Here is a 14,635-nt window from a genome sequence, read left to right as displayed (position 1 = left end):
TGATCAGCGTGAATTCCGTCAATGCGCGGCATGCGCGGCCCGCATCGCCGAAATGTTTTCCGGCTCGATCCGCCAAGGTGGCTGGTTCGAGGCGAAGCGGGCGCGGAGATACTGAGCCAATTCACCGATCTGCCGATCCGACAGACTGCCGGCAAAGGACGGCATAGCCATGGGCTGCCCGTCGGCGTCCAGCCGCTCCTTCAATCCGGCTGGCGCCGGCGCGCCATGCAGGATCGCCTGCAGCACATTGTCGGGGCCTCCGCTCAGAAGGTTGGTGTTGAGGGCCAGGCTCGTCAATGCTCCATCGCCCTCGTGGCAAGAAGAACACGCGCCGTCGAACAGGCGCTGGCCTTCCGGAAAAGCTAGCGCCGCCGCGCTTTCCGCCGCTGCGGCGCGATCAAGCGCCTGGCGCTTGGCGCTCGCAACGTCTTGTGCGGAAGGCTCAGGCGCCATGCTCGACAGATAGGTCGCCATCGCCTCGATATCCTTGTCCGGCAATGCCGAGAGCGAGGCGACGACCTGCGCCATAGGCCCGCCGGCGCCGCCATGATCATCGGAATGACCGCGGCGGAGATAGTCATAGAGCGCAGCCTTGGTCCAGGGAACGGCGCCCTCGCCCGGGCCATTGATTGCCGGCGCCGCCCAGCCATCGGCAAAGCCGCCGGCGAGATGGGCATCGCCGCTGCGCTCGGCGCCCAGCATATTGCGGTCCGTATGGCAGGCGGAGCAATGGCCCAGTCCTTCGACCAGATAAGCGCCCCGGTTCCAGGCTTCGCCCTTGGCGGGGTCATAGGCGACGGTCTTGGCGCCGAGAAACAACGTATTCCAGCCAGCCATCAATCCTCTGATATTAAAGGGCGGCTTCATCTCCGATTGGGCAGCAGGCTGATGCGCGGCCGGCGCGCTCATTACGAAAGCGTAGAGATCCTGAAGATCCTGATCGGATACACTGACAAAAGAGGTGTAGGGATGGGCGGGATAGAGATGAGACCCGTCTCGGCTGACGCCCTCGCGGACGGCGCGGGCAAAGGCGGGATAGGACCAGCCGCCGATGCCATGGGTCTCATCCGGAGAGATATTGGCGGCGCGCACCGTGCCGAACGGCGTCTCGAACGCCCGACCGCCGGCCAAGGCCGCGCCATCGGCGCCAGCATGACAGGTCGCACAGCCGCCGGCGGCGGCGACCAGACGGCCGCGCTCGACTGAAGCGGGACTGAACACGGCCGGATCGGGCCGTTGAATGGCCGCGATCGACGGCCGCCAGGGCGAAGCGGTCGCCAGTCCGAAGACGGCCAACCCCGCCAGCCCGGCGAAGCCGAAGCTGCGGCGGAACCAGGACATCCGCTTTTTGCCACCGTCGTTGCCGGAAGGAGGCAAGGCCTGCCGGCCCAGTCCGGCGAGTATCCGGTCGGGCGTCAACGGCAATTCGCGGAAGCGCAGGCCCGTGGCGTCATAGACCGCATTGACGATCGCCGCAGCGCTCGGAACGGATGCGGATTCGCCGACGCCCATTGGCGGCTCGTCCGGACGCGGGATCATCAGCACATCGATATCGGGCGTCTCCTCGAATGTGAGGATCGGATAGCCGCCCCATTCCAGGCTCTCGACGCCGGTCTCGGTGAACGTCACCTTTTCTTTCAGCACGCGGCTGACGGACTGGATGACATTGCCGTGGATCTGATGGCGAACGCCGTCCGGATTGATCATCAGGCCGGAATCCTGGCCCACCGTCACCCGCGTCACGGTCACCTGACCGGTGCGCTTGTTGACGGCGACATCGGCCACCCAGGCCGACCAGGCCGCTGGTGTTCCAGGAAACTTTCCGTGAACGTAAAGGGCGTAGGCAAAGCCTCGGCCATAGAGCAGGTCGCCCTCTCCGCCTTCGCTGCCCCAGCGGGTGCGAGGTTTCCACTTGGCTTTTTCCGCTACGGCGCGCACCAGATCGATTGCCCTGGGATCGGTCAGATAGCGGAGCCGGTATTCGACGGGATCGACGCCAGCGGCGGCGGCGAGTTCGTCGAAAAAGCTTTCATGCGCGAAGGAATTCGGCATGGCGGAGACGCCGCGAAACCAGGAGGCCCGCGCGATCGGCGGCATGTCATGCACGGCGATGCGCATATTGCCGACAGCATAAGGCGGGATCGCCGTGCGGTCGCCCATTTCGACGGTGTCGTTGCCGGTCGTCTTGCCGGTCAGCACCAGCGCCAGCGTCGGGGCGAGATTGGAGGGATAGCGGGTCTCGAAATCATAGGCGATCGGACCGCCTTCGAGATCCAGGCCGCCGCGCACATCGATGACTTGCGCCGCACCCTTCGGCTCCCAGCCATGTTCCTGCTCACGCGTCAACTGCACGCGGACAGGACGCCCCACGGCGCGCGACAGAAGTGCTGCGTCAGCGGTCACGTCATCGGCGCAATTGCGGCCGTAACAGCCCGCCGCCTCATGGCGCTCCACCACGATCGCGTCCTCGGGCAAATCCATGAGGCGGGCAAGATCGCGGCGCATGAAATAGGGATTTTGCGTCCCGGACCAGACGGTGAGGCGTTCAGGAGTCCAGTCGGCCACGGCGCAGGACGGACCGATCGAGCCATGCATCTGATAGGGCCAGACATAGGTGCGGTCCATACGGGGCGAGGCGCCGTCGAGCGCCAGATCGACATCGCCGCTCTCCTTCAACAGCCGACGCGAGGCGGGATTGTCGCGCAGCGGCTGTTCCGGCGCGTTGAGATCCGGGCGTTTCGGCGGCTCACGCCATGTCAGTTTCAGCGCCTTGGCGATGGCTGCGGCCTGTTCCTCGCGTTCGGCGACGACGCCGACGAAATCGCCGACCACGACCACGGACACCAGACCCGGCATTTGGGCGACAGAGGCTTCATCAACGCCCAGCAGGCTCGCGCCGACGCCTTCGCCATGATCGAAGCCAACATAGGGCGGGCGGATGACGCGGCCATGCAGCATGTCCGGCAGCCTGACATCGTGCACATAGACCCAGTCGCCCGTCGCCTTGGCCGGAATATCATTGCGCGGCTGCGACTGGCCGACGATGCGGAATTCGGCTCCCGACTTCAAAGGCGCTATCGGGTCGATCTCGATCCGCTCGCGCCAGCCGAGGAGCAGCTCCGCATAGGAGTTTCGGCGGTCGCCATGGCTCAATACGCCCTCGGAAACTGAAATCTCCTCGGGCTCGACGCCCCATAGCTCCGCCGCCGCCTGCACTAGCCGGCGGCGCGCTGACGCTGCGGCCTGCCTGAGCGGGATCGCGGTGATCTGGATCGTTTCGCTGGCGATGGTGGGGCCTTGATCGGGGGCGGCGCTGGTCGCGCCCAGCACCATGCGCACGCTCTCGAACGCGACATCCAGTTCTTCGGCGATGATCTGGGCGAGCGCAGTGCGGATGCCGGTGCCGAGATCGACATGGCCGTTGAATCCGACCACCTCGCCCGCCGCCGTCATGGCGAGATAGATGTCAGGCTGGTTCGAGCCTCCCGGCCTGACCACCAGCAGCGCGTCGGACATGGCGAGATAGGCGTCCCGGCTGGCTTCGCGCGGCGCAGTCATGATGCTTCAGTCTCCGCAGTTTCAGGGGCATCCAATCGCGCACGGGCCAGCCTGACGGCCGCCAGGATTTCCATATGCGTTCCGCAGCGACAGAGATGGCGGCGGAGTGCCGTGCGAATTTCGGCTTCAGTCGGATCGGGATTGCGTGCCAGGAGCCCGACCGTCGCGATGATCATGCCGTTGAGGCAATAGCCGCATTGCGCGGCCTGCATGTCGATGAAGGCTTGCTGCACAGGATGCGGCTGCCCATTGCGCGACAGCCCCTCAAGCGTCGTCACCTCACGCTTTGCGACGGCCGCAAGCGGCGTCGCGCAGGATCGCACCGGCCGACCGTCGAGCAACACGGCGCAGGCGCCGCATTCGCCGAGACCGCAGCCGAATTTGGGGCCATTCAACCCGCAATCATTGCGCAAGACATAAATGAGCGGCGTGTCCACCGGCAGGGAAAACTCACGGGCATCGCCGTTGATTGTGAGCGTCAGCGGGGGTGAAGACATCGCGCACCCGCCTGTTCGGTGGGACATCGCGCGTAAATCCGGCCTTGATCCCGGCAAGGGATTGGGCTCAGGATTGCGGCGTTCCCCTTTTGGTTTTTTTCGATCGCATCCATCGCCGGGATGATAACAAGAAATCATTCGTGCGCAAATGAATTCTTGTCCTGTTCACGGCGAAGCGACGTCAGTCAGCAGAGCTTGCGGATCAGGCTGAGCAAGGTCGAGCGCTCCTCAACACTTAACGGCGCCAGCGTCTCTTCGGTGACAGTCTGCGCGGAGGCGAGATTGCGCTCCACCGCCTCATCGCCGGCCTCGGTCAAAGACAGGATCACACGGCGGCCATCCTCTGGATCCGGCGAGGTCGAGACATATCCACGCGCCACCAGCCGATCGATGACGCCTTTGGTCGTCGCCGCATCCATGGCGATCTCGCGCCCGAGCTGGTTCTGCGACGAGGGCTGGATTTCCCGGAGTTTGATGAGGGCAGACCATTGCATGGTGGTCAGCTTGTCGCCCATCCGCGCCGCAAAAATCGCGACATGGCGCTGATTTGCCTGCCGAAGCATAAAGCCGATCTGCTGATCAACGCGATAATCCACGGCCAGGGGCGCGGCGGAAATATCCGGTTTCGTCGACATTGGCGCTCCCATCTGAGGACAAGAAATCCTCGCTCCGTTTTCCCGGTTTAGCGACGGCGAGTTGATTGTCAATCGCACGACAATCGCGCTCTATCGGCAGACAGCATGAAAATGGCGCGAAACAGCGCTTGACAGCTTCGGCAAAGCAGACCTAGTTTGTTTGTATACAAATAAATTGAGCGCGCCGCTTTCAATTGGCGCCCGGGGGAATTTTCGATGGTCAAACAGCAAGTCGAAAGCGCCGTGAATGGAAAGATCCGCTGCGACGCCTGTCCGGTCATGTGCTACATCGCCGACGGTCGTTCCGGCGCCTGCGACCGCTACGCCAATGTCGGCGGCGAGCTCATCCGCGTTGATCCCCTGACCATTATCGAAAACACCATCGACGATGGCGGCAAGGTGGTGGCTTTCCTGCCCAACGAGCCCTCGGAAGAGTGGAATGGCGACCTCGTCCACGCCTCGACGCCCTTCGTCACCGCTGTCGGCGCAGGCACCACCTATCCCGATTACAAACCGGCCCCCTTCATTGTGTCGCAGACCCATGCTGGCGTCGATATGGTGACCGTGGTTACCGAAGGCATCTTCTCCTATTGCGGCGCCAAGATAAAGATCGACACCGATCGCTTCATCGGCCCCGAGACCGCCAAAGTGCTGGTGGATGGCGAACCCGTCGGCCATGTGACCACGGGCGAATATGGCTCGCAGATGCTGTCGATCGGCGGCGTGCATCATCTGACCGGCGGCTCCAAGAAAGAGGGCCGCGTCACCTGCGACACGATCCTGCGCCTCTGTAACCGCGAAAGCGTCGACCTCGTCATCGACGGCGGCGCGACGCTCCGGCTTACGGCCGGCTGTCCCCCCATCATCAATGGCGTCGAGGAAAGCCGCATGCGCGTGGGCTGCGGCTCCGCAACGATCGGCATGTTCGCCAAGCAGTGGAAGGACATGGTGGACGAGGTCGTGGTGGTCGACGACCATATCACCGGCGTCCTTTCTGAACATCAGGCAGGCAAACTTCTCGACGTCGCGCCCACCGGCATCAAGATCAAGGGCCGCCGTTCGACGCCGGGCCGCTATTTCCAGGTCGCAGAACCCGGCACCGGCTGGGGCGGCACCAATATTTCCGATCCGCTCGCCATTCTCGGCGATTTCGACCCCAAGGTCGCCTATCCCGGCCTGCGCCTGCTGATGGTCTCCACCACCGGCGAGCAATACGGCTACTACATCCTTGATGAAAACCTGCAGCCGGTTCTGCAGGACATCCTGCCCTCCGCAGTGCAGGAAACGGTCGAGATCGTCGCCGAAAACTGCGAACCGGCGATGACCTCGGTGCTGTTCATCGGCGGCGCCGGCGGCAGCCTGCGCGCGGGCGTCACCACCAATCCGGTGCGGCTGACGCGGTCGGTCAAAGATGCGCTGACCTATGTTTCGGTGGGCGGAGCGCCCGCTTATGTCTGGCCGGGCGGCGGCATCACCGTGATGGCCGACGTCACCAAGATGCCGACCAACAGTTTCGGCTATGTGCCGACGCCGGCCATTGTCGCGCCGATCGAATTCACCATGCGGCTCGAGGACTACCGGGCGCTGGGCGGCCATATGGACGCCGTCATTCCTGTAGAGCGCGCCGTCGAGCAGGCCGAGCGGCGGATCGCCTCGACCGAGGACAGCGTCTGGCCGATGGACGGCAAGAATTTCCGTTGGGGCGCCTGAAAGGCCAAAACATCATGCCGGGACCGTTAGCCGCCTATCTCGATGGACATCAGAACGGACGTCTGCATTTGCAGCACGGTCCGATCGATCTGGTGATCGGCGTCGATGGCGCGCATTCGCTGGAACTCGAAGCCTATCAGCGGGCGCATGCCTTCGCGCTTGCGCATCGCCGCTTCAAGACGGTTCTCGACGAACTCGTGGCGGAACTTCCCCTTCTCAAGTGCCAGGCTCTGCCAGATGGTGTTGAGCCTCAGGGCGCGGTCGCCAAGCGCATGTGGCGCGCTGTGATGCCTTTCGCCAGTGAATTCTTCATCACACCGATGGCTGCGGTGGCGGGCGCGGTGGCCGACGAAATCCTGGCTGCGATGATCTCAGGCTTTCCCGTCGAGAACCGCCCCAACCGCATCTATGTCAACAATGGCGGCGACATCGCGCTGCATCTGGAACAGGACGCGTCATTCCGGGTGAAGATTGCCCGCGAGGATGGCGCAGATCTCGGCGATTTCAGCGTGACCGCCGAACATCGCTGCCGGGGCGTCGCTACGTCTGGACGCGGTGGACGGTCGCTGTCCATGGGCATCGCCGATTCCGTGACCACGCTTTCCGAGAGTGCTGCGAGCGCTGACGCGGCAGCCACGATCATCGCCAACGCCGTCGATCTTCCTGGTCACCCCGCCGTTTTCAGGGCGCCCGCAGACACTGTCGTCGACGACAGCGATCTCGGCGCGCGTCTGGTGACGACGGGCGTCGGCGCGCTCACAAATCAGGACATTACGTTCGCGCTCGACAAAGGCGAGGCGATGGCTGAAAACCTTCGCTCACGGACTCTCGTCGAGCGGTCGGCATTGTTTCTCGGCCACCATGGCCGACTCGTTGCGCCGCCCCACCCTTCTGCCCCGCACATCCCCATTCCGGAGGAAAAACTCTATGCCTGAACCCAAAGTGCGCAAGATCGCCACCATCGTCGAAGACGTCTTCCACGAGGGCGGCCCGGTTTCGGAAACGCCGCTCAAGCGCGGCGCGGTCATGGCCGTGATCGAGAATCCTTTCGCCGGCCGTTATGAGCCGGAGATTGCGGGCTTCATGAAGGATCTCGAGCCGCTTGGTCTCGAGATGGCGCGCAAGCTGATCGATTGTCTCGGCGGCGACGTCAATGATATCGAGGCCTATGGCAAGGGCGCGATCGTCGGCCAGGGCGGAGAATTGGAACATGGCGCGCTTTGGCATGTGCCGGGCGGCTACGCCATGCGCGAAGCGCTCGGCGACGCCAAGGCCATTGTGCCCTCGACCAAGAAAGTCGGCGGCCCGGGAACCCGGCTTGACGTGCCTGTGACCCATATCAACGCCTCCTATGTGCGCAGCCATTTCGACGCCATGGAAGTTGGCGTGTCGGATGCGCCGCGCGCCAATGAGATCGTGCTCTGCCTTGTCATGACCACCGGCGCCCGCATCCATGCCCGCGTCGGCGGCTTGAAGGCTGAGGACATCAAGGGCGAGGACGGACTGCGGTGAAGGCCGAAATCCGGAAAATCGCTGTCTTCGTCGAGGAGTTGCGCCAGGAAATGGGCCGCGAGATCACCCCTCCGACCCGCAAGGTCGCGGCGGTGGGGGTGATCCGCAACCCCTTCGCGGGCCGCTATGTCGAGGATCTGACCGACCTGATCGACATCGGCGCAGAACTGGGCGATCTCCTCGGCCGGCGCTGCGTCGAAGCGTTGGGCATCGAGCCGGGCGCCGTCGAAAGTTACGGCAAGGCGGCGATGGTGGGCGAGGACGGCGAACTCGAACATGCCGCCGCCATCCTCCATCCCGCTTTGGGCAAGCCGCTTCGCGCCGCCGTCGAAAAGGGCGCGGCTCTGGTGCCCTCGTCCAAGAAGCGTGGCGGCCCGGGGCAGACGCTCGACATTCCCTTGGGACACAAGGATGCCGCTTATGTGCGCTCGCATTTCGATGGCATGGATATCAGGCTCGCCGATAGTCCGAGAGCCGGAGAAATCATGGTCGCGGTGGCCTTGACGGACAGCGGTCGCCCCCTGCCCCGTATCGGCGGACTGAAGGTCCAGGAAATCGAAGGCAAGGACGGTCTGCGCTGACTGCCCTTGCTTGACAGCCGGAAAGACGGCTGACAATATCATTTGTATACAAACAATAAAAACCAAGGAACAGCCGTGTCTCAGCCCCCCGCATCGGCGACCGACGCCAGGACTCCATCCTCCAGCCAATCGATCGTCGCCGGCGTCGATGTCGGCGGCACATTCACCGATCTCGTGCTGTTCGACGCTGCAACCGGCACGGTGCGGCTGGCGAAAACGCCGACGACGCTCGACAATCAGGCCTTCGGCGTGATCCATGCGCTTGAGGCGGCAGAGGCCGATTTCGCCGCTCTGGATCTCATCGTGCATGGCACGACCACAACCACCAACGCCGTGCTCGAACGCCAGCTCTGCAAGACCGGGATGATCACCACCCTGGGCTTCCGCGACGTGCTCGAGCTTGGCCGCCGCACCCGGCCGCAGGCCTATGGCATGAAGGGCGACTTTCGTCCGATCATCCCGCGGGATCTTCGCATGGAGGTTCCCGAGCGCATGGACGCGCGCGGGACGGTGGTGACGCCGCTCGACGAGGAAGCGCTTCGTTCGGCGCTGAAGGACCTCGCCGACAAAGGCTGTGAGTCGCTGGTCATTCACTTCCTGCATGCCTACGCCAATCCCGCCCATGAACTCCGGGCCGGCGAAATCGCCCGCGAGGTCTGGCCGAACGGCAATATCACGCTCGGGCACGCGCTCCTGTCGGAAAGCCGCGAATATGAGCGCGGCGTCACCGCCGCCGTCAACGCCTCGGTGCAGCCGCTGTTGCGCCGCTATGTCGAGCGTCTCGCCGATACGCTCGCTGCGCGCGGCTATCGCCATGACGTGCTGGTGATGAACGGCAATGGCGGCATGGTCTCCGCCCGCCGGGTCGCCAATGAGGCGGCCAAGACGGTGATGTCCGGCCCGGCCTCGGGCGTGATGGCCGCCGCCTATACCGGTCGGCGCGCCGGCATGCCCAACCTGATCACCTATGACATGGGCGGCACCTCCACCGATGTCGCGCTGATCCGCGACGCCGAACCCACCGTCTCCAACGAGATCGAGGTGGAATACGCCATGCCGATCCATGTGCCGATGGTGGATGTGCGCACCGTCGGCGCCGGCGGCGGCTCGATCGCCCGCGTCACGGAAGCGGGCCTGCTGCAGGTCGGCCCGGAAAGCGCTGGCGCCACACCCGGCCCTATCTGTTATGGCAAGGGCGGAACAAGACCGACCATTTCCGACGCCAATCTTCTGCTCGGCCGCCTCAACCCCTCGCGCCTCAACAAGGTGCCGGGCGGGGTGACGCTCGCCGATGTCGAAGCCGCATTCGCCCGCGAAATCGGCGACAGGCTTGGCCTCGACGCGATCCAGGCCGCCGACGCCGTGATCCGCATCGCCAATGCCCGCATGTCCGACGCCGTGCGCATGGTCTCGGTCAGCCTCGGCGAAGATCCGCGCGATTTCGCCCTCTTCGCCTTCGGCGGCGCGGGGCCCCTGCATGCCTCGGCCATCGCCAGGGAACTCGGCATTCCCAAGGTGCTCGCGCCCTCAAGACCCGGCATCACCAATGCGCTGGGCTGCGTAGTGGCCGATCTCCGGCATGATTTCGTGCAGACCGTCAATCGTCCCCTGGCCGTCGCCGATATCGACACTGTCCACCAGATCTTCGCCCGCCAGAGCGAGGAAGGCCGCAGCCTGATCGCCAAGGAAGCCGTGCAAATCCGCGAAATCCGCGAGATGCGCTCGGTCGACATGCAGTTCATCGGCCAGACGCATGTGCTGCGCGTGCCGTTGCCCAATCCCACGCCGAGCCGCGAAGAGCTGCAGCAGCGCTTTGAAGAAGCCTATTTCGCCCGCTTCCATGTGGCGCTGCCGGAAATCCGCGCCAATCTCGTCAATGTCAATACATCGGTCATCGGACGCCGTGAGGAGATCGATCTCTCGGCGCTGATCGACGCCTCGGGTCGCAAGCAAAGCCTCGCCGAAGCCGAGACCGGCAGACGTCCGGTGTTTTTCGGCGGCTTCGTAGAGACGCCGGTCTACTGGCGCGACCATCTGCCCGCCGACGCCGTCGTCGAAGGTCCTGCCATCATCGAGCAGATGGACACGACCATCGTCATCGAGCCCGGCGACGTCGCTCGTCAGGACGCCGACGGCAACATCATCATCACCATCGGAGGCTGAGCCATGACCCAAGGCATCGATCCCATCACGCTCTCCGTCATTCAATCCGGCCTGCAGCAGGTCTGCGACGAGATGGACCTGTCCTTCTCCCGCGCCGCCTTCTCGCCTGTCATCGCCGAAGCCAATGACCGCTCCGACGGCATCTATTCCGCCGTCGATGGCGCGCTGATCGCGCAGGGATCGAGCGGCCTGCCGGTGTTCGTCGGCACGATGCAATATTCCACCCGCGTGCTGATCGAGATGATCGCCGCCGGCAAGGCGGCCGCTCCAAGGCCTGGAGACATCTATATCGTCAACGATCCCTATCTCGGCGGCACGCATCTGATGGATGTGCGCTTCGCCATGCCCGTCTATCGCAATGGCGAGATCTTCTGCTGGCTGTCCAACACCGGCCATTGGCCGGATACCGGCGGCGCGGTGCCGGGCGGCTTTTCGGCGTCAGCGACATCCGTCGAGCAGGAAGGCCTGCGTCTACCGCCCGTGCGCCTGTTCAAGCAAGGCGAACTCGACACGGAAATCTATGCAATCATCTGCTCGAATATCCGTGTGGCCGACCAGCGCATCGGCGACGTCAAGGCGCAGGCCGCTGCCCTTCTCGTCGGCGAGAAGCGCCTTGTGCGGCTGCTGGATCGCTATGGCGACGCGACAGTAACCGAGGCGATTGCCGAATTGCGCCGTCGCGCGGCCGATCAGATGCGCGCCAATATCCGCCTGATCCCGGATGGCGTTTACCGCTCGACCGCCTATGTCGACAGCGATGGCGTGGTCAATGAACCGCTTGAAATCCGCCTGACGGTCACAGCCCACCAGGGCAAACTGACCTTCGATTTCACCGGATCTTCAAAACCCTGCATCGGCCCGATGAATTCGGTGCTGGCGACGACGCTGTCCTCCGTCTATCTCGCCATGCGCCACATTTTTCCGGATGTGCCGATCTCGGCCGGCGCGTTTGAGCCGCTGACGGTGATCCGCCCGGAAGGCACGTTCCTCGACGCGCATTATCCCCGACCGGTCTCGGGCTGCGCCGCCGAAGTCAGCCAGCGCATCGCCGAAGCGGTGTTTGCGGCGCTGGTAGAGGCGCTGCCGGACCGGGTGACGGCCTCGCCTGCCGGAAGTTCCGGCAATTTCGCGCTTGGCGGCCATGATCCCGAACGCGGCCAGGGCTATGTCATGTATCAGATCTCCGGCGGCGGTTACGGCGGCAACGCCGATCACGACGGGCTCGCCAATGGCTGCTCGACCATCGGCATTTCCAAGGCGCCGCCCGTGGAAATCATGGAGCAGCAATATCCGGTGCTCTATCACCGCTATGCGCTTCGCGAAGGCTCGGGCGGCGCGGGCCGCCATCGCGGCGGTTTCGGTCTAGACTATGAGATCGAACTCCGGCGCGGACTGGCCACCGCGAGCTTCGTGATGGATCACGGCCGCTTCGGACCTCCGGGCGCGCTCGGCGGCAAGGATGGCGCGACCAACCAGGTGACGCTCTATCGCGACGGCGTCGCCATGACGCCCGAGCATCTGTCCAAAGCGCAGGACATTCCGCTGAAAGCCGGCGACCGGGTGCGGGTGCAGACCCCCGGCGGCGGCGGCTACGGCAATCCGTTCGAACGAGACCCGGAAGCCGTGGCCCGCGATGTCAGGCTCGGACGCTACACTGTTGACCAAGCCTTGGCTCTATTCGGCGTGGCGCTCGATGCGACCGGCGATGTCGATATCGCGGCGACGAAAGCGGCGCGATCTGCAAAGGCGGCCTGAGGGCCGCCTGACGCCCTCCTCAGTCAACGTGCATGCATTTAATTCGCACACAAACAATCTCTCCACAGGAGCCCGTCATGGACGCCCTCGTCTCCGCACCCGCTTTCCCCATTCCCGACAATGTCTTCGCCGAGCGCGTGGTCAGCGTGAAGCATTACACCGACCGTCTGTTTTCCTTCCGGATCACCCGTCCCGCCGCTTTCCGCTTCCGCTCCGGCGAATTCGTGATGATCGGCCTGCCCAACGCCGAAAAGCCCGTCTACCGCGCCTATTCCGTGGCGAGCCCGTCCTGGGACGAGGAAGTGGAGTTTTTCTCCATCAAGGTGGAGAACGGTCCGCTGACCGAACATCTCCAGAAAATCGTTCCGGGCGACACTGTGCTGATGCGCAAGAAGCCGACGGGCACGCTGGTGCTGGACGCGCTGCTGCCCGGAAAGCGACTCTACCTCTTTTCGACCGGCACCGGCGTCGCGCCATTTGCAAGCCTTGTGCGCGATCCTGAAACCTACGAGAAGTTCGAAGAGGTCATTCTGGTGCAGACCTGCCGCGAGGTCGCCGAGCTCACTTACATCACGGAGCTGGTGGAAGGCCTGGCGGAGGACCCGCTGGTCGGCGAATGCTCGGCCGGCAAGCTGCGCCTCTACACCACAACGACCCGCGAAGCGTCCCCTCGCATGGGCCGCGTCACCGATCTCATGCGCAATGGCAAACTGTTTGCCGATCTCGGCCTGCCCGCGATCTCGCCCGAAACCGACCGGGCGATGATCTGCGGCTCCATGGCGATGCTCAACGAGACCAAATCAGTGCTCGAAGGTTTTGGTCTCGAAGAGGGCGCGAACAATGCCCCTTCCACCTTCGTGGTCGAAAGGGCCTTTGTCGGCTGATCTCGTGGCGCTCCTTCGGGAGCGCCATCATCCTCAAGCCATTTTCGGCACGTAGTCACGCCCCGGATCGATACTTCCAGGGCGACCGTCGAGGAACAATTCGCCGATGCGCGGCGCCGAGCGGGAAATGACCTTGCCGCTCTTGACGACATAGAGCCGCGTCGGCTTCAGCCGGAGCGCCTCGATCACATCGGCTGCCTGCAGCACCACGAGATCGGCGTTGCAGCCGACCTCCAGGCCATAGCCTTCCAGCCCCATTGTCTTGGCGGAATTGACGGTCAGCGCCTCGAAGATCCTCTTCTTGTCCTCGATGCCGCCCATCTGCGCCACATGGATGGCCATGTGCCCGACTTCGAGCATGTCGGCCGAGCCCATCGAATACCAGGGGTCCATGGTGCAATCCTGGCCGAAGGACACGTTGAGGCCAGCCGCCATCAATTCGCGCACCCGCGTCATGCCGCGACGTTTCGGATAGGTGTCGTGCCGCCCCTGCAGCATGATGTTGATCAGCGGATTGGGGATGACGTTGATCTCGGCCTCCGCCATCAGCGGAATGAGTTTCGAGACATAGTAATTGTCCATGGAATGCATGGAGGTGAGATGCGAGCCGGCGACACGGCCTTGCAGTCCGTAGCGGATCGCCTCAGCCGCCAGCGTCTCGATATGCCGGGACATGGGATCGTCGGTCTCGTCGCAGTGAATATCGACCGGCAGGCCGCGTTCGGCGGCGATACGGCAGAGCGCTTCCAGCGAGCGGCGCCCGTCATCCATGGTGCGTTCGAAATGCGGGATGCCGCCGACAATGTCGATGCCCATGTCCAGCGCGCGTTCCAGCGACTTCTCGCCCTCGGGCGCGCGGTAATAGCCATCCTGCGGAAAAGCGACGAGCTGGAGCGTGATATAGGGCGCGACGCGCTCGCGGACCTCGATCAATGCCTCGGCCGTGACCAGCCGGGGATCAGAGGTGTCGACATGGCTGCGGATATAGAGAAGCCCCTGGCTTACGGCGAGATCGCAATAGCGCAGGGCGCGCTCGACCAGCGCCTCCTTGGTGAGCAGCGGCCGCAACTCGCCCCATAGCGCAATGCCCTCCAGAAGCGTGCCGGATACATTCATCCGGGGCATGCCGAGCGACAGCGTCGCATCCATGTGGAAATGCGGATCGCAGAAGGGCGGGCTGACGAGGCGGCCTGACGCGTCGATCTCCTCGCCCGCCTCAGCGGCGATACTCTTCTCGATCGCGGTGATCTTGCCGCCCTTGAGACCGATATCCCAGCCCTGGCGGCCATCGGGCAGATTGGCGTTGCGGATGATCAGATCGAACATGGTCACTCTCCGGA

At 64.1% G+C, this 14,635-nt stretch carries 11 protein-coding genes; 7 read left to right on the top strand and 4 right to left on the bottom strand.

The genetic code is table 11. The features are described 5' to 3' along the window. Positions 1 to 18 precede the first annotated feature (18 nt). The 3 genes from M2360_RS08125 to M2360_RS08115 all read right to left on the bottom strand — a co-directional run bounded on the left by M2360_RS08125 (position 19) and on the right by M2360_RS08115 (position 4,690). Positions 19 to 3,558 carry a molybdopterin cofactor-binding domain-containing protein gene (locus tag M2360_RS08125; RefSeq protein ID WP_280774283.1) on the bottom strand — a complete coding sequence of 1,180 codons (3,540 nt, stop codon included), beginning with the start codon at positions 3,556 to 3,558 and terminating at the stop codon, positions 19 to 21. Further along, the gene (locus M2360_RS08120; RefSeq protein WP_280774281.1) at positions 3,555 to 4,055 is read right to left on the bottom strand and encodes a 2Fe-2S iron-sulfur cluster-binding protein; all 501 of its coding nucleotides are present in this window, start codon (positions 4,053 to 4,055) and stop codon (positions 3,555 to 3,557) included. The genes M2360_RS08125 and M2360_RS08120 overlap by 4 nt, the downstream gene beginning before the upstream one ends. A gap of 185 nt (positions 4,056 to 4,240) precedes the next feature. Further along, positions 4,241 to 4,690 (bottom strand): MarR family transcriptional regulator, encoded by a 450-nt coding sequence (locus M2360_RS08115; protein ID WP_280774279.1) that lies wholly within the window; start codon positions 4,688 to 4,690, stop codon positions 4,241 to 4,243. A gap of 216 nt (positions 4,691 to 4,906) precedes the next feature. Here M2360_RS08115 and M2360_RS08110 point away from each other — a divergent pair, with 216 nt between their 5' ends. From M2360_RS08110 to M2360_RS08080, 7 genes are all read left to right on the top strand, one after another. Continuing rightward, entirely contained in the window at positions 4,907 to 6,400 is a 1,494-nt protein-coding gene (locus tag M2360_RS08110; RefSeq protein WP_280774277.1) for a 6-hydroxynicotinate reductase, read from the top strand. 14 nt (positions 6,401 to 6,414) lie between these two features. Beyond that, the gene (locus M2360_RS08105) at positions 6,415 to 7,335 is read left to right on the top strand and encodes a UPF0280 family protein (RefSeq protein ID WP_280774275.1); all 921 of its coding nucleotides are present in this window, start codon (positions 6,415 to 6,417) and stop codon (positions 7,333 to 7,335) included. Next, the gene (locus M2360_RS08100) at positions 7,328 to 7,912 is read left to right on the top strand and encodes an amino acid synthesis family protein (protein ID WP_280774273.1); all 585 of its coding nucleotides are present in this window, start codon (positions 7,328 to 7,330) and stop codon (positions 7,910 to 7,912) included. Before M2360_RS08105 ends, M2360_RS08100 begins: the two co-directional genes overlap by 8 nt. Next, positions 7,909 to 8,493 carry an amino acid synthesis family protein gene (locus M2360_RS08095; protein ID WP_280774272.1) on the top strand — a complete coding sequence of 195 codons (585 nt, stop codon included), beginning with the start codon at positions 7,909 to 7,911 and terminating at the stop codon, positions 8,491 to 8,493. Before M2360_RS08100 ends, M2360_RS08095 begins: the two co-directional genes overlap by 4 nt. 75 nt (positions 8,494 to 8,568) lie before the next feature. Next, positions 8,569 to 10,656: a hydantoinase/oxoprolinase family protein gene (locus tag M2360_RS08090; RefSeq protein ID WP_280774270.1), complete on the top strand. Its 2,088-nt coding sequence runs from the start codon at positions 8,569 to 8,571 to the stop codon at positions 10,654 to 10,656. Between the two features lie 3 nt (positions 10,657 to 10,659). Beyond that, positions 10,660 to 12,411, top strand: coding sequence for a hydantoinase B/oxoprolinase family protein (locus M2360_RS08085; protein WP_280774268.1), 1,752 nt, complete (start codon positions 10,660 to 10,662; stop codon positions 12,409 to 12,411). Positions 12,412 to 12,488: 77 nt separating this feature from the next. Beyond that, positions 12,489 to 13,295, top strand: coding sequence for a ferredoxin--NADP reductase (locus M2360_RS08080; RefSeq protein WP_280774266.1), 807 nt, complete (start codon positions 12,489 to 12,491; stop codon positions 13,293 to 13,295). 33 nt (positions 13,296 to 13,328) lie between these two features. On the opposite strand, the gene M2360_RS08075 is transcribed toward M2360_RS08080, so the two are convergent. Next, entirely contained in the window at positions 13,329 to 14,621 is a 1,293-nt protein-coding gene (locus M2360_RS08075; RefSeq protein WP_280774265.1) for an amidohydrolase family protein, read from the bottom strand. Positions 14,622 to 14,635 lie beyond the last annotated feature (14 nt).

Origin of the sequence: Rhizobium sp. SG_E_25_P2, from assembly GCF_029892285.1 — a bacterium.
Classification (GTDB): Bacteria; Pseudomonadota; Alphaproteobacteria; order Rhizobiales; family Rhizobiaceae; genus Rhizobium_E.
Note: the sequence above shows the minus strand (reverse complement) of the source record. Positions and strands in the feature narration are given on the sequence as shown.

Bases quoted from the DNA above. Each gene is read 5' to 3' on its own strand.
- M2360_RS08105 (WP_280774275.1), top strand. From the start codon at position 6,415: ATGCCGGGACCGTTAGCCGCCTATCTCGATGGACATCAGAACGGACGT.
- M2360_RS08120 (WP_280774281.1), bottom strand. From the start codon at position 4,055: ATGTCTTCACCCCCGCTGACGCTCACAATCAACGGCGATGCCCGTGAG.
- M2360_RS08080 (WP_280774266.1), top strand. From the start codon at position 12,489: ATGGACGCCCTCGTCTCCGCACCCGCTTTCCCCATTCCCGACAATGTC.
- M2360_RS08085 (WP_280774268.1), top strand. From the start codon at position 10,660: ATGACCCAAGGCATCGATCCCATCACGCTCTCCGTCATTCAATCCGGC.
- M2360_RS08075 (WP_280774265.1), bottom strand. From the start codon at position 14,621: ATGTTCGATCTGATCATCCGCAACGCCAATCTGCCCGATGGCCGCCAG.
- M2360_RS08110 (WP_280774277.1), top strand. From the start codon at position 4,907: ATGGTCAAACAGCAAGTCGAAAGCGCCGTGAATGGAAAGATCCGCTGC.
- M2360_RS08115 (WP_280774279.1), bottom strand. From the start codon at position 4,690: ATGTCGACGAAACCGGATATTTCCGCCGCGCCCCTGGCCGTGGATTAT.
- M2360_RS08100 (WP_280774273.1), top strand. From the start codon at position 7,328: ATGCCTGAACCCAAAGTGCGCAAGATCGCCACCATCGTCGAAGACGTC.
- M2360_RS08125 (WP_280774283.1), bottom strand. From the start codon at position 3,558: ATGACTGCGCCGCGCGAAGCCAGCCGGGACGCCTATCTCGCCATGTCC.